The sequence below is a fragment of the Anaeromassilibacillus sp. An200 genome (assembly GCF_002160025.1).
Taxonomy (GTDB): Bacteria; Bacillota; Clostridia; order Oscillospirales; family Acutalibacteraceae; genus Caccousia; species Caccousia stercoris.
Genome location: NZ_NFJU01000016.1, coordinates 1 through 19,823, shown reverse-complemented (window position 1 = coordinate 19,823; position 19,823 = coordinate 1). Strand labels below are relative to the sequence as shown.

Sequence of the window (19,823 nt, the reverse complement as noted above, 5' to 3'; positions counted from 1 at the left end):
CGCAATCGCACAGGAAATGGAGGAATATTCTATGCCGCAGGAGCTTGTGCCATGGCTGATTGCTTTGGGGATTTTTGGACTTTTGGTGATAATCCAAGTGGCTGTAAAAGCCAAAAAACCAGTGCAGAGGGCTGCCGGAGGAGTTTTAGTTGGGCTCTGTGCTCTGCTCGCTGTCAACGTGACAGGCGCATTCACCGGCGTGTCTCTCCCCCTGAGCCCCTTAGCCATTGGAGTTGCCGGAACGGCTGGGCTGCCTGGTGTCACATTGCTGCTGCTGATGAATCTCCTCTTGGGGGCATGATCTATGAAAAGCCGCACCCAAAAAACGCAGAGGAAGGCGCCGCAAAAGCGGCGCCTTCCCTATTTTGTTGCCTTTTTGATGACAGCAGGAATCTGCTCCACCTGTCCTGTCATTAACAGCAGCATCACCTGATAAACCAACTCCGGAGAGCGATGAAAATTTTGCTTGATCATATGCGCCTGGTTCTGATCAGGTGCATAGAGGCTAAAGCTCATCAATTCCACCTCGCCCCCTGAAACATGGCATGTCACTGTATAACCAGCGGCATTTTTCACGATCTCGACCTTGTTCTCCTGCTCCCTTTTGGCACGAGCCAAAAGACTCAGCGCAGCGGCAACCGCTTTTTCCCTTACGGAAAGCGGTACAGCCGTATCAAGCTGTTTGGAGATCATACGCCCCTGTGGAGCTGCCGTATACAACGGCGGCTGATCGCCGGAACAAACAAGATTTCCATTTTCGGTAAGTTCTGCAAGAGAATCTGTCACCTCAAAATAATTGGCGAAACCATTTTCCTGCATAATGGAGAGAATATCTTCCCGCGAAAGAGGAACCGAAACGCTCGAAAGCAGGTAGCAAATCAGAATACGGATTTCATCCTTGCTGCGCAGCCCACCGGGCTCAATCCCGCCTGTAAATACATCAAACGCCATTCCGGCTTCCCCCTTTGCTGTAGGATGCAAACCATCCTGCGCTTTATTGTATCACAAGCCGGAATCGGTTTCAAGCGTGCCCTTTGTTTTCCTTCTTCTCACAGTTTACATTTTGGGCAAAGCGCAGAAGCTCCTCCTTTTCCTGACTGGAGGCAGCACGAAAATACCCAATCAGCAGCATTTCATCCGCGCTCAGTTCATAAATATGACTGCTGTTTTTTCGATCCATGGACAGCTTGCCTGAGTCGGAAAGAACAGTCGCACTGCCCTCCTCCGCCAAAAGCGATTCAATTGACACATTATAGATTTTGGAAAGCGTGACAAGAGTGGAAAGATCCGGCGAAGACTTTCCCGTTTCATAATAGGTATAAGTCGATCGGGAGCAATTCAAAATCTTCGCTACCTGGCTCTGTGTATAACCACTGTTTTCTCTCAGCTTTCTCAGCTTTTCCCGAAGTTGCAGCTTTGGCTGAATGATCGTTCCTCTCCTTTCCCTAAAGACTCTGACCTAACGGCTGTTTATAGTCTCTATATCCATTACAATCAAGATATCAAATATATCTTAATGAAAGCGGGGCGATTCCGATCTATTTTGTGAAGAATATTCACAGCAAAAGGCTTTCCAAAAAATATCGCAATATTCCCCCTTCACCCCCTTGACAAGCTGTTCATGTTTCGATATAATAATCAAGTCATTTGACAGATGCTGGCATAGCTCAGTCGGTAGAGCAGCTGATTCGTAATCAGCAGGTCGAAGCAGGCCCAAAAGCCCGCAAACCCGCATGAAATCAGCGTTTTCCCGTTTGCCACTCGGCTCGTTCCGGTCGGTTTGGTGTTTATTTGGTGCTTATTCTCAAAAACAAGGTTTTTGCCTTCATTATGCTGGTGTAGCTCAGTCGGTAGAGCAGCGCACTCGTAATGCGCAGGTCAGGTGTTCGAGTCACCCCACCAGCTCCAGCCTGCCCCGCCTTTTGGCGGGGCTTTTTCTTTTGCCTGTTGCCTGACAATCCTCGGGAGTGGTCACAACGTCGGCAAACTTCTCGGCGATCTGTGCGGCCTTCTCGTCGGCCGACGCTATGGCGTGGGCGTAAATATTGGCCGTGGTGCTGACCTGTGCATGGCCCAGTCTGCGAGAGACCACGGGGAGCGGAGTGCCGTCGGCGATCATCAGGCTCGCGTAGGTGTGGCGCAGGCTGTGAATGTGGACGTCCGGCAGCCCGCTCCGCTTCACGAAGGCGGCAAACCATTTTGTCAGAGAGTCGGGGAACACCGGGGCGCCGTCGTCTCCGGTGAATACGCGGCCGACCGTGTCCTTCCAATAATCGCCGCAGGCGTCGCGCTGGTCGTCCTGCCACCGCTTGTACTCGAGGAGCATCGAGAAGGCGGTCGGTGAGAGCTTCAGCGGCCGGGCCGACGTGGTGTTCTTCGGCGTGTCGACATAGACGCCGGCGCCGGGCGCATAGTTCAGCGTGTTCACGATCGTGATGGTCTGGTTTTCAAAGTCCACATCCTGCCAGCGCAACCCGAGCAGCTCGCCGCGTCGCAGGCCAGAGAGAAGGTCGAAGGTTATCATCGCCCGGTACTTGATGGGCTCCTGATGCAGAAGCACCAAAAGCTGACGGGCCTCCGCTTCGTCCAGATATGCCGCCTCCTGTTTCGGCATCTTCGGCAGCTCGGCGTTGACGGCCGGATTGTAGGGGATGTAGCCCCACTTGACCGCCTTCCCGAGGCACGAGCTGATGATCCGGTGGTAGGAGCGGACGGTATTGGAGGACAGCAGCCGATCGGGCTGCTCCAGCCTGAAGGCGTCCGAGAGCTTCAGACCGAGCTCCTCGCTGATCGCCGTGGCCGTTTCCTTGCTGACCCTCTTGCCGGAGATGGCGATCCGCAGCGTGTTCCCCGCGACTCCGGCCGCCTTCCCGAAGGCCGTGCGCGTGACACCTGCCTGCTCGATGGCCGCGCCGATGTCGATCTTGCTGGTGTACTTCAGGTCGGCCCGGATCCCGGTCTCCTCGAGGTTTCTGTAAAACTCGTTGAGGTGGCCGGTGCGCAGATCTTTGAGCTTGATGTGGCCGATGGCCTGATTGATCCGCACGAGGCTTTTCTCGTAGCCCGTGTAGGTCTTGACCTTGAGCTGCTTCTGAGCGAAGTCCTTCATCCAGATCGCGGCGAAGTCCTCGAACCGGATGTTCCCGTCCTTTGTAGTGCCGGAGTTCACCCGCTCCTCGAATAATACCTTCTGGCGCTCCAGCTCCTTCGCGATCTGGCGGGGAGTCATCCCGGCCGGCGGCGTCCATGTGGTGTGCTTGCGGATCTGCTTGCCGGAGATGTCGTAGCCGCATGAGGCCGTGATCTTGTAGCTATCTCCTCGTTTTACTGCTGTTGCCATGGCGTTCCCCTCCTTTTGTCGGCTTCGTGGATGTACTGAGGTCGGCGGCCGCCGTCAGCTCCTCGCATAGCTCATCCAGCGCCCTGTCGAGCAGCTTCCTTTTGTAGCTGGTGAGCATCTCCAGAGCGACATGATCAGCCGAGGCGCTCCTGTTTATGTGGTCGGCCATCGGCAGCAGCTCGGCCAGATCCTCGGGCCCGGGGCTGCACGCCATGACATAGGCGCGAAGATCCTCGAAAAACTCCGTCGCGGCCGACGCCGAGAGCACTGAGCTAATTGTGGATAGTTCCGCGGCGTCATATCCTCGCAGGGCATCAATGGCGTCATCGGATAGCGGGATGACTTTCCCGACTGCGTCGTACTCTGCTGTCTGGTGTTCGCTGATACCGATCAGATAGTCGGATGTGACGCCGAAATACTCCGCGATCCTCCTGATCGTTTCGATATTTGGCTCTCGCGCATTTCTCTCATACGCCGATAGCGTTCCCTGCTTAATTCCGAAAGCGGGATCCTGAGCAATTTGCTGCTGCGTCAATCCTTTGGCCTCTCGCAGTAGTTTAATCTTGTCGCCGATCATAGCGTCGCCTCCTTTACTATAAACATACACCTTTATACTACAAAATGCAAGAACAAAAATAAAAATTAAAATATTTGCACAAATTGTTGACAATCTGGCATAGAGGTGATATATTACAGTAAAGCCCGATAATGAATCGGGCGCATGGATAAACGGGAATTAGTAGCCCAGACCCTACACCACCAACTATCTGTTAAAACCGGATGACATCACCACACACCACGTCGGTGACTGTGTGGCCGAAATCAGCCGCCCAAACAGACAGACCCCAACATGGGAAAAGTGCGTCTGTTTGGAAAGTGTATCGTTAAGATGCGGCTGAAGCCAAGAATTTTCTGGCTCCGCATACGGAGCACCGGAACTCGGGCACCACCATCGCAAGCCGATGGTCGAAGAGACCGCCGAGAAGACCATTTTCCACCTCGGGAGAATGAGTCCGCTCGGCGGTCTCTTTCCGTCTCCCGACACCTGAGAAAGGAGCAAAAAAATGATTAAGGCAAAGGCCGAAGCGCTCAGAGCGTCTCGAATCGAGCGCGGGTGGGACATGACCAAGCTCGCTCATGAGGCGAAGGTCACACAGGCGACGATCAGCCGTGTGGAGCGGGGCAACTCAACATCCCCCTCGACCGCAAAAAAGGTAGCCGATGCACTCGGCAGACCCGTCGCCGAGCTGTTCACCATATTGTAAGGGAGGCGGCAGCATGAATACGATGACAGCCGAGCGGGCTCCCGCAAAGGCGCCGCGCATGAGATACCCGGAGCAGGCTCTCGCCGAGCTCAAGCTGGAAGATCCCAACACGCCGGTCACGGTTTACATGATCCGCAGGCTGGTCGCTGCCGGCACGATCCCCTCGATCAAAATGGGCCGCCGGCGGTTGCTTAACTACGACTCGCTGCTGGAGTACCTCGCGCACCCTGTTTCTGAGGAGACCGAGGCGCGGCCGACCGGGATCCGCAGGATAGGCGTTTGATAGCCGGCGGCTTCATGGAGAAAGGAGGCGATGCTATGGCGTGGATCGAAAGCCACCAAGAGTTATGGCGACACCCCAAGACGAAAAAACTTGCCCGGCTGCTGGGGGTGTCAGTTCCAACCGTGGTAGGCCACCTTCACGGGATCTGGTACTGGGCCCTCGACTTTGCGCAGGATGGAGACCTTCATCAATACGATCCCGAGGAAATCGCTGATGCTGCTCTGTGGGAGGGAGATCCCGGGCAGTTCATCGAGGCCCTCGTGGCGGCTGGCTACCTCGACCAAACCGACGACGGCCTCTCGCTTCACGACTGGTATGATTATGCCGGCCGGCTGATAGAGCAGCGAGAGGCACGCAGAGAGCAGGACAGGGCTCGGAAGCAGAGACAGCGGGAGAGGAAAAAGGCAAGGGCACACGAAGGTCACGGAGAAGTCACGGAGGAGTCACGCGGGACGCCTGACGATGTCACGCCCCTACCGTACCTAACCCAACCAAACCAGACAGAACAGGACAATACAGAGACCACTACTCCCCCTTCCCCCTCGAGCGAGGGGAGCGACGGGGCGAAGAAGTCACCCGTCGAGCTCAGGTTTGACGAGTTCTGGAACGCCTACCCCAAGAAGGTCGGCAAGCAGTACGCCCTCAAGGCGTGGAGGAAGATCAAGCCGACGGCCGAGCTGCATGAGGCTATCATGCAGGCCGTCAACGCTCAGAAGCACTCCGAACAGTGGCGTCGGGACAATGGCCGCTTTATCCCCAACCCGGCCACATGGCTCAACGGCGGGTACTGGGATAACGGTGAGGAGGTGAGCATGGATGCAGGCGATCAGCGAGAACATGGGCGCGATCCAGACGCCGGCCGAGACTGGGGCAGGGGCTTCAAGCCGGCCGATGATGGATGGGTATAACGAGCTGACACAGTGGGCGAATGACGCGATAAACGCCAATAGCTGGAGGATCAGCCCGGATCAGGTGCTTTCTGGAGAGAGCGAACGGCTCCTCCTCGAGCTCGCAGCTGAAAATAACCGGCGCCTCCGGGAGATCCAGCAGGAAGTCGCCAAGAACAACACCGAGAGACTTCTGAAGCGGCACAGGCTCGAGACGCTGGAGGTCATCGCTGCATACCTCAAGCTCAGGCTGGAACAAAACCGAAAAGGATCCTCGGAGACGATCGAGTGGCCGGACTGGAGCGACGCAGCCATCCAAGGCGCCAGCATCCCGACGTCGGAGATCGGCAGGCCGCGCGGGCGCGGGATCCCGTTCCCGTCGATCAGCTGCAAGACGATCGGGCAGTCGAGCGCCGGCCGGACGGTCATCGGCAAGGCCGGTATGGTCAATAGGAAGCCGGTCGTCCTCTGCCGCTGCTCATGCGGCCGCCGATTCCTTGCCTTCGAGCTCGACGTCATCCGAGGAGGAGCTGAGCGCTGCGGGCCAGACTGCCCGGACGGGAAGCCCAAGCCTCCCGCTCACAAGCTCCTCGAGGTGTTCCGAAATATGCACGACCGATGCAGCAATCCGCGGCACAAAAACTTTGACAGATACGGGGGACGCGGGATCCGCGTCTGCCCCGAGTGGAGCAGCTTCGACGCCTTCGCGAAGTGGGCCACTGGCAGCGGCTACGCTGAAGGCTTAACCATAGACCGCATAGACAACGACGGAGACTACACCCCGGAAAACTGCCGATGGGCCACCAGATCGGAGCAGAACAACAACCGGAGCACCTGCATCATGGTCGAATATGACGGAAAGAAAATGACCCTGAAGCAGGCAGCGGCGGCGGCCGGCCTCCCATATCAGGCGCTGCGGCAGCGTTATCGGGCCAAAGGGGAGCAGGATCTGTTCAGACCGATACAGAAGCGGAAGGGGGTGAACAGAAAATGAGCTATTACCATGTTTGCCCAAACTGCGGCAGCCACCTCGACCCCGGTGAGCGCTGTGACTGTAAAACTTCCGAGAAGCCAAGCGATCATCGGCAGCCTATCCAGTGGGCCCGGGACTCCCCTGTCCCCGACTTCCGCACCGTGATAGGAAAGCGGCAGAGTATTCCGGTAAGACCAAAAGCCAAAGTATAGAAAAACAGGACAAAACCAAAGGAGGCAACACCATGAGAATTATTAAAGCCAATACTCCCGGCGATGAGTTGATCGACGCTAAAGCCGGCGAGAATGTCATCGAGAAGCTCGGGTATGAGAGATTGAGCTGGATCCGCGTGGTCACGGAAGGCCCCGTAGACCTGACGATCAAAACGCAGGCGGGAGATGACCGCCGCACGACCAGAAAGGATCCCGATTACAACTGTTTCGCAACAGAAAAAACCGCGAAGTATTCTAACCCGTCCGGAACGTTCGGCAGCATTACCGGCCTTGTGTTCGACGAGGACACCCGTGCGCGCATTTACTACCAAGGGTAAGGAGGAGATACCATGCAGGAATTGAGCAGGCTGGAACACATGAGCAAAGAGCAGCGTGAGGCGTACATCCTTGCCATGAAGCCTCCGGCCACCGCCACCGAGGAAGAGCGTCAGCGCTTCGAGCTGCTGCGCCAGATTGCACTCGGCAGGAAGCTGACCGACGCAGAAAGGGAGGCTATTGACGCGGCCGCCCTCTACAAGCAAATGCAAAAAGGCGCCCAAAACCGTCGATGAGGGGGCTGCTGCATCATGAAAATATCTAAAATCCAGCGAGGAGAACACTTCAGCTTTTCTGGCTTCAGATGGCTCGCCATTGAGCCGACGGGCAGCGGAACCTATGCGCTGCTGGACAGCGTGCCGGAGTTACTCAAGCGTCGGCCGTTTGCCAATCTCAGCACTCGCCGGGGAAAAGACCTTTCCGACTGGAAAAATAGCCTTGCCCGCTATGTGCTCCGGCACACCTTCCTTCCGGAGCTTTTAAGTCAGAACGACCAGCACGCGGAGCTCCTCGAGATGACCGTGGATCTGACCGCCCTCGACGGCACCGGCAGCTCGACCTTTGAGGACACCATCGCGCTCCTGAGCCTCAGCCAGTACCAGAAGCACTCGGACGTTATAGGCGAGACTCACGCGGAGTTCTGGACGCTGACGAGGGCCAGCAAAAAGATCCTTGACGAAATGCTCACGATCAAGAGCGACGGCACTGTCAGGGTAAACGCCGACCCCAAGTTCTCGGCATCCGAGCTTCGTCCCGTCATCCTTCTGGCGCCTGAGTCTGAAGTAGAGAAGGAAGTCCAGACGGAGGACGCGCAGGCATAAGGGGCGAAACAGCATCAAAAAAGTGGAACGGAGGGCGGCCCGATCGCGGGCCCTCTCCTGTTCTGCTATCTTCGAGGAGGTGAAGGGATGGGGCCTGAAGAAACAGAAAAGAGCATCGAGGAGATCGTCGGCATGATAAAGCAGGGCGACCTCTCTCTGGCGCCGAAGCTATACGAGCAGACCAAAGGGATCATCTGCTATGTTGTTTGGCGAGAGTGGCGGCGCGAGCACATCAGACGCGGAGCCAAAGCGCGTGGCATGGAAGTCGAGGATCTCCTGCAAGAGGGCTACTTCATGATGATCCAATCCGCGCAGCTATACGACAGCAGCATCGGCGCGAGTTTCAAGGCATACCTGTTCGCCCATATCCGGGGCCGGCTCAAAGCCATGACCGCTTTCCGGAAAGTGGACAACACCCGCAGCCTATCCGAGCCCTTCGGCGCTGGCGATGACGCCGGCCCGCTGGAGGAGATTGTTGAGGATCCGACCGCTCTCCGAGACTTCGCCGCAGTCGAGGATCGCGACTATCTTGATCGCCTTCGCTCGGATTTGAATGACAGCATCGAGGAGCTCAGCAGCGAGCAGGCCGAAGTGATCCGCGGGAAGTACATCGAGAGCCGGCTGGTGAAGGATCTCGCCTCCGACCTGAAGATCGCGGAGAAAAAGATCGCCCTCATAGAGGAGCGGGCCCTCCGAGAGCTCAGGAAAAGCGAGAGGCTCCAGATATACCGCGAGGACATCATTTCGCGGTACAGCCTGCGGGGCACGTTCTCAGCCTTCAAAAACAGCAGAGTGAGCGCCGTGGAGCTGGCGGTCATAAAACTCGACGAGCTGGAGCGAAAAGAGCTGCGACACCTTGAGCGCAAAGAGTGGAGTGCCGAGGCGCACCGCCAAAAGCGGGCAGCGTGGGCAGACGTGATCCTGAACACGAAAGGAAGGGAAGAACATGGCGAAGATCAATAAAGTCGGCAGAGCAGCTCACCAGCTCCACAACCCCGCCCGGGATCTGCTCTATGAATACGCAGACCTGCAACGGGAGCTTGACCTTCAGATCAACGAGGTGGAGGAGCTGGAGGGAATGGAGCCGGACAGACTACGCGACGAGCTGATCGCTCGCATCCAAAAGAGGATCGAGTGCGGCATCGAGCGGGAGCGCCTTCTCCGCGAAAAGGTCGACGCCATGCTGGCCGGGATTAAAATGCCGAAGCACCGCGAAGCCCTGACCCGCCGATACATCGACGGAGAGGACTGGCCGGAGATCCTTGAGGCTCTCGGCATAAAAGAAAAGCGGAAGGCGCCCGCCCTTCACAAGTGCGCGCTGAGGGCGGCAAACAGAAGCCTCGAAAGACTGGGGGGATCCTGCCGTGAATAGAAACCCGATATTTGTGACAACCGGCAGAGCTGCCGGCCATAGCTACCCGGCGCACGAGCTCCTCGAAGGCTACGCCGTCACGCTTTACGACCTCGATGTGAGCCGCGAGCGGCAGCTCCGGGCCGCCACATCTTCGACAGAGCAGGCCAACCGGGCGCGAAATGCGGGGCGGCTCCAGATCCTCGAGGAAAAAGAACGCGATCTCCGGGAAAAGGCTGAGGCGCTGATCCTGAAGTGCCAGACGCCGGACGAGCGGGAGATGCTGCGCATGAGATACCTGATGCTGATGGACTGGGCGACGATCGCCCGCGTACTCTATGGCGATGAACCGGACTTCTACGACGGCAAAGCGTACCGGCATCGCGCCCTCTGTTTGCATCAAAACACCATGATCTGGCTCGAGAAGGAGCTGCGGACAGAGGAGGAGCGTGAAGATGAAAACACATGAAGCGAAAAACTGGGGCGAGCTCGCCATGATCCTGACCGCGCGGCTCCGGCTTCAGTATATCTGCACTGGAGCGGCCGATAAGCGGCGCGCTGCGTTCTTGATGGAGATCATGCAGCGCAGCGGAGAAGCGGATCCGGCGGCCGCACTTTCCTACATGGTCATGGCAGACAGCGCCGCAGGCGACGACGTTCTTCGGTATTGGACGGCCCTGTACGAGCGGGGGCGCATAACCGAGGATGGCGCCCTCGAAGCTGCTTGCCGGCATGGGATTTTTACCGAAAGTGAGGGGGCAATATGCTCGGAAGAATTGACGTAAAAGTTGCAGGTTTCACCGTCTATTCCAAAGAAATCGGATTTAAGAGCGTAGACCGGGCAATAAAAAATTTCACTGACAACATCGAGAAGATCAAGTCCGTCGCTGATGGGAGTGCGTTCGATCCCGAAAAAATCGCAAAAAAAGCAAAGTCCCGCGCGATCAGCTCCTTCCGTGCAAAATTGCCGAAGGGCTCCTTGAAGGTGTACGACGATTTTGTCGGGCTGAGCAAAAGCGTAAAAAAAGCCAGAAACGACACAATAAACGACTCCCGGCGAAGGATCCCTGGAAAACTGGCGACCATCGTCACGCAATACTACGGGATAAAAAAGAGCGAAATAATGCCCAACAAGGGCGCAAAGGCGGCAGCCAATATCTCGAACGCATACGAAAAAGGCATTGTTTACACTGGCAGGCTCTTGACGCCGACCCATTTCAAAATGAAGGCCAAAACGTCTATTGTGCCATTCCAAAGGGCCGACGGATCGACCGGGCGCCGCAAAGTTCAAACTATCAGCGCCGAGATCATAAAGGGGCAGCGGAAAATACTCGGGAGCAGCCTATTCCTTGCAAAGTCTGGAGCTGCCGAGGGCGCGCCAATGATCCCGTTCCAGCGGAGAGGAAAGGCAAGAACGCCGATCGACGTCTTTAAGACCTTGAGCGTCCCGCAAATGCTGACCGGAGATCTGGCACGGCCCGAGCTCGAGGCGTGCATCGTCGAGGTCATGAACGAGAGATACACACACAACCTCAACCGGCACATGAGCCGATACGTCAAAGGCAAGGTGGGGCTGTGAGCATGGAAGGAAACGATCGCATCATTCTGAAAAGCTGGGCCGAGCTGGCCATGGTTGTCACGATCGAGCTGAGAGCTCAAGCCGCTGAGGGGCAGCCAGTAGACGACAGCCGGTTTGCTTTTCTCCTGAGCTTGACAATATGCGCGGGCGCTGCCGGATCCGTCGAGGCGCTCCTCGCCTTTGTATTTGACGACGAGCTCGACGTCGGGGACGTGTGTGAGTTTTGGAGCCTGTTGCACGACGCCACCACTCTGAGCGAGGAGGACGCGGTAAAGATTGCCGAACAATACGGGATTTTGCAAAAAGGAGGAGAACATGAGCAAGAGAGTGAACCCTAAGAACAAGGGCTACGGAGACGCCGGCGCGAGCTGGCATAAGCGGGCGACCAAGGGCTTCAGGGCCTTCAGCGGCAGCCCCAAGGAGGACATCGACGCCCACAACTGGACGCTCAGGCAGAGAGCTCGGATGCTCTACATGGCCGCACCGATCGCCACCTCAGCCATCCGAACCAACCGCACCAACGTGATCGGCATCGGCCTCCAGCTCAAGAGCCGGATCGACCGCGAGGCGCTCGGGATGACTCAGGAGGCAGCGGACGCATGGCAGGCGCAGGCTGAGCGGGAGTTCTCCCTGTGGGCCAACAACAAGCGGGCGTGCGACGCCACCGGCGTCAACAACTTCGCAGCCATGCAGCAGCTCGCCCTCGCCTCGTGGCTGGTCAGCGGCGACGTGTTCGCAGTCGTCAAGCAGTACGACCCGACGCCCCTCATGCCCTACTCGCTGCGCATCCACCTGATCGAGGCCGACCGCGTGGCAACCCCGACGAGCTCCGGCATCGTCACCCCCATGCTGCTGACCACCGGCAAGGCGGCCAACGGCAACACCATCTTCGACGGCGTCGAGGTGGATGGCAACGGCCAGATCGTCGCCTACCACATCCGCAGCACCTACCCCTTCGAGCTGGGCGCAGCGGCGACCAAGTGGGCCCGCGTGGAGGCATACGGCCGACGCACAGGGCTCTCGAACATCCTGCACATCATGGAGAGCGAGCGCCCGGATCAGTACAGAGGCGTCAGCTACCTCGCGCAGGTCATCGAGCCCCTGCTCCAGCTCCGGCGCTACACCGAGAGCGAGCTGACCGCGGCCGTCGTGGAGAGCTTTTTCACGGCCTTCATCAAGACCGAGGCCGGCGCCGGCGACAACCCGTTCAACGAGGTGGGGAGCAGCCTGCCGGAAGTGAGCCGGGATCCCAACGAGTACGAGATGGGCCCGGGGCAGATCAACATCATGGAGCCCGGCGAGGATGTCACCTTTGCCGACCCCAAGCGACCGGCCAGCGGCTTCGACAGCTTCCTGCGCGCAATCTGCGAGCAGGTGGGCGCAGCCCTCGAGATCCCGGCCGACCTGCTTCTCAAGGCGTTCAACAGCTCATACAGCGCCAGCCGGGCCGCTCTGATGGAGGCGTGGAAAGCCTTCCGCATGAGGCGCAAGTGGTTTGCCGACGACTTCTGCACCCCGATCTATGAGACATTCATCGCCGAGGCCGTGGCCCGCGGGCGCATCGTTGCCCCGGGATTTTTCTCGGATCCGGTGCTCCGGGCGGCATACCTCGGAGCCGAGTGGATCGGCCCGTCTCAGGGCCAGCTCGACCCCACGAAGGAGATCACGGCCGAGATCCTCGCCATCGGCGAAGGCATCACCACCCGCGAGCAGGCCACGATCCGGCTCAACGGCGGCAAATGGGACGCCAACGTCGACCAGATCGCTCGGGAGAATAGGAAGCTCCGGGAAGCTCTGGAGACACCTACACAGAGCAGGGGCCCGAGATGAACCAAAAGGACGCAGTCAACGACATCAAGGAGCGGCTCGGGGAGTACACCCGACTGCTCAGAGAGATCGACAACCAGTACGAGCGCCTCGGCCTCATGGAGATGACCATGGCCGCGCCGCCCGGGCTAAGCATGACGGGTATGCCCCGGGGCTCTGGCGCTCCGTCTGACCGCACCGGCCTGATGGTCATGCGGAAGATGGAGCTCGAGGAGCAGATCAAGGAGACGATCGCGGAGGAACAGAAGGAGCGCGCATCCATCGAGGCCATGATCCAGCGGGTGAAACACCCCGACGAGCGCGCCGTGCTGCGGCTGCGCTACTTCGACCGGGCAGACTGGGACGGGATCTGCGCCGCCCTGTACGGAGATCGGCAGGACTACCTCGACAGGCTGGACAGCTACCAGAACAGGACATACAAAGCCCACGGGCGGGCCCTGCTGCGGCTGGCCGAGATCCTCAAAGAGAGCCGGGAAAACGATGGAGACGACCGAGGGGCAACCGACTGACGACCGGACAGAGCCGGGCCGACAAACGGCGGCAGACCGAAGGACAACCGAAGAACGACCGGAGAAAGAAGGCCGTCGAGCGGATAACGCCCGGCGGCCATTTCTCGCCATGAAGGAGGCAGCGCGCAGCTCCAGATCGAGAGCCTCCGGTAGATCCACCGGAAACCCTCGGCAGCAGCGCAGGCCAACAGCGAGGCAGCCAGATGGACAGACCGCCACATCAAGAGGGCGCCCGGTCTATAAGCCGAGGAAGGCCACCACGTCCAGCAGGGCCGCCGCCACGGCAGCCGAACGAAGCGGCGAGTCCAACGACACACAGAAAAAGAAAGCGCAGCACGCGGCCTCACAGGGCCTCCTACGGGGGCCCACGGCACGGCCGAAGGTACTGTGACGCGACCGAAACGCCTGCGGTGCTGGCGAGCCCAAAAAACGCGCAGACAGCAAAAATTTTTTTCGGGCCGTTTCGCTTCGCCCGGGGCCTGCGTCGATCATTTTCCTGACCTCACGAAAATGGTGGGGCGGCACGGCAGCACGAAAGAAAGGAGGGGACGCCATGCCGAACACCAACACCAAGCTCGTCGACAGCAAGACCATCGCGGCCCTGTTCGAGCTGACGCCCCGCCGCATCCAGCAGCTCACCAAGGAGGGCGTCATCGCGGCCACCAAGGAGGGCAACGCCAACCGCTACGACCTGCTGCCGACGATCCAGAAGTACATCAGATACCTGACGGCAAAGGCCAACGGCCGGGAGCCGTCCAAAAAGGACGCCGAGACCGAAGGGCGCCGCCTCGAGGCCGAGGCAGACCTCAAGCGCAGCAAGGCAGACATCGCCGCCCTCCAGCTCAAGGAGCTCGAGGGCACCATGCACCGCAGCGAGGATGTCGAGGCCGTCATGACCGATCTTGTGTATAGCATCAGGTCAATGCTCGTGGCTCTGCCCGGGCGTCTGGCCGTGGATGTCTCCAGCGCGGCCACCGCTGCGGAAGCGTCCGACATCATCCGCGCCGAGGTCTACAAGATCCTCGAGGAGCTGGCCGCCTACAAATACGATCCCGAGGTCTATGCGCGGCGGGTAAGGGATCGGGAGGGATGGAGCGAGCTCTCCGATGACGCGGACGACTAAAAAGGCCGCCGCCTCGCAGGTCGGCAAGTCGGAGCTCGAGCTCAACATCATCGGCTACATCATCGACCAAGACCCGGGCAGCATCCTCTATGTTCACCCGACCATCGACGACGCCCGGAAGTTCAGCCGGCTGCGCGTGGCCCCTATGATCCGGGACAGCAAGCCGCTGAAGGCAAAGGTGCATGATGTCAAGGCCAAGGACAGCGGCAACACCATCCTCCAGAAGTCTTTCCCGGGCGGTATGCTCACGCTGACCGGCTCCAACAGCGCCTCGGCGCTGGCATCCACCCCCGCCGCTACATCATCGGCGACGAGCGTGACCGCTGGGCCACGAGCGCCGGCACCGAGGGCGACCCGTGGGCGCTGGCCGAGGCCCGGCAGGCGACCTTCTACAACGCCAAGGCCGTCGAGGTCTCCACTCCGACCATCAAGGGCGCCAGCAACATCGAGACCAGCTTCTACCAAGGCACGCAGGAGCGCTGGTGCCACCGCTGCCCCGAGTGTGGGGAGTACAGCGAGATCGTGTTCGACGCCATCCACTTCGAGCCCGAGGCCAAGCACGTGCGCGGCAAGAAGGTCTGAAGCCTGAAGGGCGGCGTCTCGTGGGCCTGTCCTGCTTGCGGCTGCCTGATCCCCGAGGAGACCATGCGCCGGCAGCCGGCCAAGTGGATCGCGGAAAACCCCGACGCCTACAAGAAGGGCGTCCGCTCGTTCTGGCTCAACGCCTTCAGCTCCCCGTGGACGCCATGGGAGAAGATCGTCCTCAAGTTCCTCGACGCCAAGAATGACCCGCAGCGGCTCAAGGTGGTCTACAACTCCGCAGCCGAGCGTCAAACCTGGCGCGACCGCTCCTGAAAAAGCGAGAGGCCGGAGGGAGACTGGCGGATGACCGGCAAACAGCCGAGCGCGGCATACAGGCGCAGCCAAGCAACTGACCACATAAAAGCACAAGGGCCCCGGGATCTCCGGGGGCCCTCCGCGTTTGTACCGGCGCGGCTGTGCTTAGTAGTTCAGTATCTGGATGTTGAAATAGATCTTGCCGGTATATGTGCCGGCGGCAGTTTGAGCGCCAACGGTTGACACCTTCACAGCTCCGAACAGATCCGGCGTGGTGCCGGCGATATTGTTAAAGACTGCGACGGATGAATTATCCGATCCTGTGATTGTCTCCCAGTAGACCCCGGAGGAGTACCCCTTCGAGATTGTGCAGGGGATCGTCAGGTAAAGGTTTTCGACGTTCGCGAGGTAAAAATAGCCGTCAGGCCCAAAGGTACGGTCATAGTCGACCATGACGTGCAGCTCCTGCTTTTCTTCGAGCTCCATTTTTGAGGCGGTGATCTCAAAAAATTCGGCGCTATCCATCGAGAAGGACGCCGGTATGCTGATCTCGTAGCTGCTCTCATTCGATGGCCCGGCGCTTGAGCCTACATCCGGCGCCGGTGGGGCCTCGACCGTTTTGGTGACTGTTGTGCTGGCCTCTGTAATATCTGCTGCGAAGGCGCTGGCCGACATCGTGAACACGAGAGCGATGCAGAGCATCAGGGAAAACCCCTTTTTCTTCATGGCAATACCTCCAAAATACAAGACGTGTCTGCGCCATTGAGCTCCCGCTCTGCTTCGTCGAGACTGAAGCAGGAATAGCGCAGCGTCGTCGCTTCGTAGATGGCCGCGGGCAGGGCTGCGTCGATCTCTATCTGCTCCAGCTTCTCGCCGGGCAGAAGCCGGCCGGAGTGAAAAATCTCTTTTCCGGACGGCAAAATGATCGAGATCTCGAAGGCGCAGGTGTTTCCCTCTGGATTGTAGAAGGCGACATTCTGAGCCGTTTGGCCCGCCTTGAAGCTCAGGCGGGAAAAGCCCGGGATCGAGATTGCCCCAACAGTGCCGACGACCATGTCCTGCTGCTCAACCCGATCGCTGGCCGAGATGTCGCGCGGCTGCGCCGGAGACTGGCCGACCATGTAACCGCCGATGCCGGCAAAGGCCAAGGCAGCAACAGCGCACAGCGAAGCGATGACGTTCTTCGTTTTTCCGTTCATGTAGTTTCCTCCTCCGCGCCGGTACCATTCAAGCATACAGGCCGAGCCTCTGGAGGAACAGGCGAACCGGGTAGCTGTTTTGCGTTTTTCCATCGTCTTATCGTTGAGTCGTCGGCGGGGCAGCTCTCGCCGCCCCCGGCCTGCACATCTCGGATCACGTCGATCCCGTAGTGCCTGCGCGGGGCCATGAAGTCGGGCAGCTCGAGGTGGACGCTTTGACATGCCGGGCAGCGCCACCGGCGCAGCTCGAACCAACGCGAAGTGCCCGAGGAGTCGATCGCGTGGCGCCGCCGGATCCCGTGGCCGGCCATAACGGCCCCGCACTTCGGGCAGATCGGCACCTCCTCACTCTGGATCTTGTAAACCTCCCGGACAGCGTCGTAAGTGATGGCGTACTGCCGCGTCACGATCATGACGGCCACCTCCCCGATCAGGGAGCGGCTGCGCAGCACACGCGGCCGCCGGCGCGATGATGACAGCCGGCAGCCGGCAGATCTCTGGCCCGCCGCCTCAGACTCGCGAGCTGCCGCCGGTTATCCCCTCCGCGATCTCCGACGCCTTCGGCTGGCGCCGACATAGCGCCCGTTCCAGATCCGGCCGTCCTCTGGCTTCGGGGCATCGTCGGGGATCAGCCAGATCCCGCCGATCTTGCCAGCGCCCGGGACTCGTCCCTGCTTGCAGAGCTGACTCACCCACATCGAACAGACGCCCCATCGCGCGCCGGCCTCCTTCGTTGTTTCGTACCCTCTCCAGCTCACGGCACTACCTCCCTCTCAGTACTCGTCAGGGAAAAGAACGGTCGTAGCAGATCGCCGGCCGTTGTCGTCTGCCGCCTCTGTGATGATCCAGATCTTCCCGCCTTGCTTCGTGGTGTATGCGCCCATGATCCGGGCGCCCGTCTTGAGCGCCTCCGCGTTGAGCTGCACATCCTCGGGGCAAAGATCGCCCCAGTCGCCGGTCTGGTATCTGCGGATGCTCTCGAGCAGCTCAGACGCAAAGCCGGCGCTTTCATGAACGGCCTGAGCGATGCCAGCCGTGACGAAAAGTGGCCCGAAGTTCATGCGCGGCGCCTCCCTATGTTTTAATGACTTAATCATAGCGCCGAGATGCTCAGAGAAACAGGCAAACCGGGTAGAGCTGGCGAAGCACAAAAAAGCCCCGCCCCTCATAAGAGGGACGAGGCGCGGTTTGTTCGTTTTTCGTGGCCTTAAAGATCCAGCTCCATGTAGACGATCCGGCGAGTCGCTGGATCTGCTTTGCGCAGCTTATAGCGTAGCTCCTCACGAGCCTCAACGTGCTCCTCGACGTCGTAGGGGCTGACCACACAGCGCAGCCGCTCGCCGCTGTTTGCGCCGCCTTCATCAAGCTCGGAGAAAACAGGATCCGAGAGGGACAGGAGATCAACCTCGTGCTCTTTTTTGTGCCTCATCAGCCCGGCAAAGTAGATCGAGCGCTTTATATATGCCCGGAGCGCTGTTTCCGTTTCTTCCTCCTTCTCCGGCTTCCTGAAATCGACCAGAGCCTTGAAAAACACCTCGAGCGCTTCGCTGAAGCCTTCGTCGAAATCGCCGTCCCATAGAGACAGGTAGGAGTTTACGAAAAACCTCACGAGCCCGATGTTGTTCTCGGCGTAGCTCCTCCGATCTTCTTCCGTCAGCTTTCTGGCTTCGCGGGATGAAAAATGCAGCCTTGCCGCTTCATAATTATCGAACAGCTCAGAGACCTCGCACCGGAGCGCAAGGGCAACCTTGCAGGCGTTTGATCCGCTGATCGTTTTAGTTGCTCCCCGCTCGTAGCCGTTGTATGTCCCGTCGCGGATCTGCGCTCTCCTCGCGGTTTCTCCCTGCGAGATCCGAAGGCGCTCACGGGCGGCCTTGAGCTTTTCGGAAGAATAGGTAAAATAAAAATCTGTCCTCACTTTTGACATGGCGCTTTCTCCTTCCTCTACACTACCACGCAAGGCAAACCGGGTAGAAAATTGCCCTTTGATGTCCCTCTTGCGTGGTGCTTGTTTGGTGCTTATTTGGTGCTTATGAACACCAAAACAGACTTTTGCACCTGTTTGTAGACTTTCGGGAAAACGCCGCAAACCCGCATGAAATAAGGATTTTTTAGCGTAGCCGCTCGTAGACTTTTCGAGCGTATTTTAATTCGTAATCAGCAGGTCGTGTGTTCAAGTCACATTGCCAGCTCCAAGCAAAAACCGCACAGGAAAGCCATTTGAAAGCTTTCTGTGCGGTTTTTCTTTTTGTCTCAAATGAGAATTTGTTAGTAACGTGTTAGTAACCGCAAAAATTAAAAATTACAAGCATAGTTATAATCTTTTGCGGATACTTTGAAAAAATCGAGAATTTTTGTCACTCTTTTGTCTTTTCAGACGTCTTTTTCGCCAGCGCATCATAAGCCCCGTTCGCGCTGAAGGAAACCAGAACGGCATTGAGCGGAATGATCGCCCAGCCTGTCCAATCTGTAGCGCCGCCGGTGGCCGCTGTGGCCGCTGCGAGAATAATCAGTGCCACGATGTAAGACAGGAACCGCGCCGGAATCTTCTGGAAAATCGGCACGTCTTTGACGAACTGCGTAATAATCCCTGTTCCGGTTGCCGCGCCCACAAAAGTCGCAAGCAATTCCCATGTGAAAAACTGATCCATTATGTACCCTCCATTTCTCTGCGCCTGTATTCATCTTTCAAAAGCTCGTACTTTGCCTTGATTGCGCCGTTCCAGCCCCGGGCAACGTATTTTTCCCCGGCTTCCAAGCGAACCTCCAGCGGCATTTCCTCGCTCATGATTTGGATTTGCAGGATGTTTTTATAGTCTGCTTCCGCGTGTGCTTCCACGGTTTCCAGCCGCTTGTCAACGCTATTGATAGCACTTTGCAGGCTTGCAAATGCTTCCTGCTGCTTTTCGGCGGCTTTTTCCTGCTGCTCCCGAGATTTTTTCCCGTTGGAAAAGATCGCAAGCACAATCGGCGTAGCTGCCGCAATGAGCGAAACCAGAAGGGGAACAATGCGTTCTACGATTTCCACCGGCATCACCCCGCAATCCGTGCCACAAAGATCCGATCCCCGCCACCAACTGGATAGATCCCGGCTTCCTGCCCCGGTTCTCCGACGGGGATGACGTGCCAGAGAGTAGCGTTTCCGTCGCGTCTGCACCGCACAAGCTTGAACGCCGCAGGCTTTCCGCCAGATTCTCCGCACACAAGGCCAATATCCTGCCCGGTGATCTTCACCGTGTAAAGCGCATCCGGTGCGATGATGACAGGATTTTCCGGGCCGT

The 19,823-nt window shown here is 58.5% G+C and carries 31 protein-coding genes, 1 tRNA gene and 1 pseudogene; 20 read left to right on the top strand and 13 right to left on the bottom strand.

Features of this window, described 5'->3' with window-relative positions:
• The first annotated feature begins 31 nt into the window (after positions 1–31).
• Positions 32–301, top strand: coding sequence for a pro-sigmaK processing inhibitor BofA family protein (locus B5F35_RS09405; protein ID WP_087240420.1), 270 nt, complete (start codon positions 32–34; stop codon positions 299–301).
• A 59-nt stretch (positions 302–360) separates the two neighbouring features.
• On the opposite strand, the gene B5F35_RS09400 is transcribed toward B5F35_RS09405, so the two are convergent.
• The 3 genes from B5F35_RS09400 to B5F35_RS19440 all read right to left on the bottom strand — a co-directional run bounded on the left by B5F35_RS09400 (position 361) and on the right by B5F35_RS19440 (position 1,761).
• The gene (locus B5F35_RS09400; protein WP_087240313.1) at positions 361–951 is read right to left on the bottom strand and encodes a DUF4364 family protein; all 591 of its coding nucleotides are present in this window, start codon (positions 949–951) and stop codon (positions 361–363) included.
• 70 nt (positions 952–1,021) lie between these two features.
• On the bottom strand, positions 1,022–1,414 hold the full coding sequence (locus tag B5F35_RS09395; protein WP_087240311.1) for a helix-turn-helix domain-containing protein: 393 nt from the start codon (positions 1,412–1,414) through the stop codon (positions 1,022–1,024).
• Between the two features lie 224 nt (positions 1,415–1,638).
• Entirely contained in the window at positions 1,639–1,761 is a 123-nt protein-coding gene (locus B5F35_RS19440) for a hypothetical protein (RefSeq protein WP_275532256.1), read from the bottom strand.
• Positions 1,762–1,832: 71 nt separating this feature from the next.
• On the opposite strand from B5F35_RS19440, the gene B5F35_RS09390 reads away from it, so the two are divergent.
• Positions 1,833–1,908: transfer RNA gene (locus tag B5F35_RS09390), tRNA-Thr, on the top strand.
• On the opposite strand, the gene B5F35_RS09385 is transcribed toward B5F35_RS09390, so the two are convergent.
• Both B5F35_RS09385 and relB read right to left on the bottom strand, forming a co-directional pair.
• Positions 1,892–3,340: a tyrosine-type recombinase/integrase gene (locus tag B5F35_RS09385; RefSeq protein WP_087240309.1), complete on the bottom strand. Its 1,449-nt coding sequence runs from the start codon at positions 3,338–3,340 to the stop codon at positions 1,892–1,894. The two genes, B5F35_RS09390 and B5F35_RS09385, sit on opposite strands and share 17 nt — an antisense overlap.
• A complete protein-coding gene (relB, locus tag B5F35_RS09380; RefSeq protein ID WP_087240418.1) occupies positions 3,312–3,917 on the bottom strand; it encodes a type II toxin-antitoxin system RelB family anti-toxin in 606 nt (201 codons plus the stop codon). Before relB ends, B5F35_RS09385 begins: the two co-directional genes overlap by 29 nt.
• Before the next feature lie 487 nt (positions 3,918–4,404).
• Between relB and B5F35_RS09375 the strand changes: the two genes are divergently transcribed.
• From B5F35_RS09375 to B5F35_RS19515, 18 genes and pseudogenes are all read left to right on the top strand, one after another.
• Entirely contained in the window at positions 4,405–4,605 is a 201-nt protein-coding gene (locus tag B5F35_RS09375) for a helix-turn-helix transcriptional regulator (protein WP_087240308.1), read from the top strand.
• Between the two features lie 13 nt (positions 4,606–4,618).
• Entirely contained in the window at positions 4,619–4,888 is a 270-nt protein-coding gene (locus tag B5F35_RS09370; RefSeq protein WP_087240306.1) for a MerR family transcriptional regulator, read from the top strand.
• Between the two features lie 35 nt (positions 4,889–4,923).
• A complete protein-coding gene (locus tag B5F35_RS09365) occupies positions 4,924–5,796 on the top strand; it encodes an LvrA C-terminal domain-related protein (RefSeq protein ID WP_087240304.1) in 873 nt (290 codons plus the stop codon).
• Complete coding sequence (locus tag B5F35_RS09360) at positions 5,705–6,769, top strand: hypothetical protein (protein ID WP_087240302.1); 1,065 nt, start codon at positions 5,705–5,707, stop codon at positions 6,767–6,769. The genes B5F35_RS09365 and B5F35_RS09360 overlap by 92 nt, the downstream gene beginning before the upstream one ends.
• Positions 6,770–6,992: 223 nt before the next feature.
• Entirely contained in the window at positions 6,993–7,298 is a 306-nt protein-coding gene (locus tag B5F35_RS09355; RefSeq protein ID WP_087240300.1) for a hypothetical protein, read from the top strand.
• A gap of 12 nt (positions 7,299–7,310) precedes the next feature.
• Positions 7,311–7,532 (top strand): hypothetical protein, encoded by a 222-nt coding sequence (locus B5F35_RS09350; RefSeq protein ID WP_087240298.1) that lies wholly within the window; start codon positions 7,311–7,313, stop codon positions 7,530–7,532.
• Between the two features lie 15 nt (positions 7,533–7,547).
• Positions 7,548–8,117, top strand: a complete 570-nt coding sequence (locus B5F35_RS09345; protein ID WP_087240296.1) for a hypothetical protein — start codon at positions 7,548–7,550, stop codon at positions 8,115–8,117.
• Between the two features lie 87 nt (positions 8,118–8,204).
• Positions 8,205–9,080 carry a sigma-70 family RNA polymerase sigma factor gene (locus B5F35_RS09340; protein WP_087240295.1) on the top strand — a complete coding sequence of 292 codons (876 nt, stop codon included), beginning with the start codon at positions 8,205–8,207 and terminating at the stop codon, positions 9,078–9,080.
• On the top strand, positions 9,064–9,489 hold the full coding sequence (locus tag B5F35_RS09335) for a hypothetical protein (protein ID WP_087240293.1): 426 nt from the start codon (positions 9,064–9,066) through the stop codon (positions 9,487–9,489). Before B5F35_RS09340 ends, B5F35_RS09335 begins: the two co-directional genes overlap by 17 nt.
• Positions 9,482–9,937 (top strand): hypothetical protein, encoded by a 456-nt coding sequence (locus B5F35_RS09330; RefSeq protein ID WP_087240291.1) that lies wholly within the window; start codon positions 9,482–9,484, stop codon positions 9,935–9,937. The genes B5F35_RS09335 and B5F35_RS09330 overlap by 8 nt, the downstream gene beginning before the upstream one ends.
• The gene (locus B5F35_RS09325) at positions 9,924–10,253 is read left to right on the top strand and encodes a hypothetical protein (RefSeq protein ID WP_087240290.1); all 330 of its coding nucleotides are present in this window, start codon (positions 9,924–9,926) and stop codon (positions 10,251–10,253) included. The genes B5F35_RS09330 and B5F35_RS09325 overlap by 14 nt, the downstream gene beginning before the upstream one ends.
• Positions 10,232–11,047 (top strand): hypothetical protein, encoded by an 816-nt coding sequence (locus B5F35_RS09320; protein ID WP_087240288.1) that lies wholly within the window; start codon positions 10,232–10,234, stop codon positions 11,045–11,047. Before B5F35_RS09325 ends, B5F35_RS09320 begins: the two co-directional genes overlap by 22 nt.
• Before the next feature lie 2 nt (positions 11,048–11,049).
• Positions 11,050–11,385, top strand: a complete 336-nt coding sequence (locus tag B5F35_RS09315) for a hypothetical protein (protein ID WP_087240286.1) — start codon at positions 11,050–11,052, stop codon at positions 11,383–11,385.
• Positions 11,363–12,877 (top strand): phage portal protein, encoded by a 1,515-nt coding sequence (locus B5F35_RS09310; RefSeq protein WP_242969459.1) that lies wholly within the window; start codon positions 11,363–11,365, stop codon positions 12,875–12,877. The genes B5F35_RS09315 and B5F35_RS09310 overlap by 23 nt, the downstream gene beginning before the upstream one ends.
• 140 nt (positions 12,878–13,017) lie before the next feature.
• On the top strand, positions 13,018–13,383 hold the full coding sequence (locus tag B5F35_RS09305) for a DUF1492 domain-containing protein (protein ID WP_242969458.1): 366 nt from the start codon (positions 13,018–13,020) through the stop codon (positions 13,381–13,383).
• 553 nt (positions 13,384–13,936) lie between these two features.
• Positions 13,937–14,506: a protoporphyrinogen oxidase gene (locus B5F35_RS09295; protein WP_087240280.1), complete on the top strand. Its 570-nt coding sequence runs from the start codon at positions 13,937–13,939 to the stop codon at positions 14,504–14,506.
• A pseudogene (locus B5F35_RS19620) lies at positions 14,490–15,088 on the top strand (phage terminase large subunit family protein). The gene B5F35_RS09295 and the pseudogene B5F35_RS19620 overlap by 17 nt, the downstream one beginning before the upstream one ends.
• A gap of 63 nt (positions 15,089–15,151) precedes the next feature.
• A complete protein-coding gene (locus B5F35_RS19515) occupies positions 15,152–15,361 on the top strand; it encodes a terminase gpA endonuclease subunit (RefSeq protein ID WP_330396266.1) in 210 nt (69 codons plus the stop codon).
• Between the two features lie 147 nt (positions 15,362–15,508).
• Here B5F35_RS19515 and B5F35_RS09285 read toward each other — a convergent pair whose 3' ends face one another.
• The 8 genes from B5F35_RS09285 to B5F35_RS18710 all read right to left on the bottom strand — a co-directional run.
• On the bottom strand, positions 15,509–16,069 hold the full coding sequence (locus B5F35_RS09285) for a hypothetical protein (RefSeq protein WP_087240278.1): 561 nt from the start codon (positions 16,067–16,069) through the stop codon (positions 15,509–15,511).
• Positions 16,066–16,542 (bottom strand): hypothetical protein, encoded by a 477-nt coding sequence (locus tag B5F35_RS09280; protein WP_087240277.1) that lies wholly within the window; start codon positions 16,540–16,542, stop codon positions 16,066–16,068. The genes B5F35_RS09285 and B5F35_RS09280 overlap by 4 nt, the downstream gene beginning before the upstream one ends.
• Positions 16,539–16,994 (bottom strand): DUF6431 domain-containing protein, encoded by a 456-nt coding sequence (locus B5F35_RS09275; protein WP_140401191.1) that lies wholly within the window; start codon positions 16,992–16,994, stop codon positions 16,539–16,541. Before B5F35_RS09275 ends, B5F35_RS09280 begins: the two co-directional genes overlap by 4 nt.
• A 321-nt stretch (positions 16,995–17,315) precedes the next feature.
• A complete protein-coding gene (locus B5F35_RS09265) occupies positions 17,316–17,603 on the bottom strand; it encodes a hypothetical protein (protein WP_087240272.1) in 288 nt (95 codons plus the stop codon).
• 146 nt (positions 17,604–17,749) lie between these two features.
• Positions 17,750–18,469 carry a helix-turn-helix domain-containing protein gene (locus B5F35_RS09260; protein WP_087240270.1) on the bottom strand — a complete coding sequence of 240 codons (720 nt, stop codon included), beginning with the start codon at positions 18,467–18,469 and terminating at the stop codon, positions 17,750–17,752.
• A 430-nt stretch (positions 18,470–18,899) separates the two neighbouring features.
• Entirely contained in the window at positions 18,900–19,193 is a 294-nt protein-coding gene (locus B5F35_RS09255) for a hypothetical protein (protein ID WP_087240268.1), read from the bottom strand.
• Positions 19,193–19,576, bottom strand: coding sequence for a hypothetical protein (locus tag B5F35_RS09250; protein WP_087240265.1), 384 nt, complete (start codon positions 19,574–19,576; stop codon positions 19,193–19,195). Before B5F35_RS09250 ends, B5F35_RS09255 begins: the two co-directional genes overlap by 1 nt.
• The coding region (locus B5F35_RS18710) for a hypothetical protein (RefSeq protein WP_162611391.1) at positions 19,576–19,823 on the bottom strand (248 nt) is incomplete at its 5' end. The genes B5F35_RS09250 and B5F35_RS18710, both read right to left, overlap by 1 nt.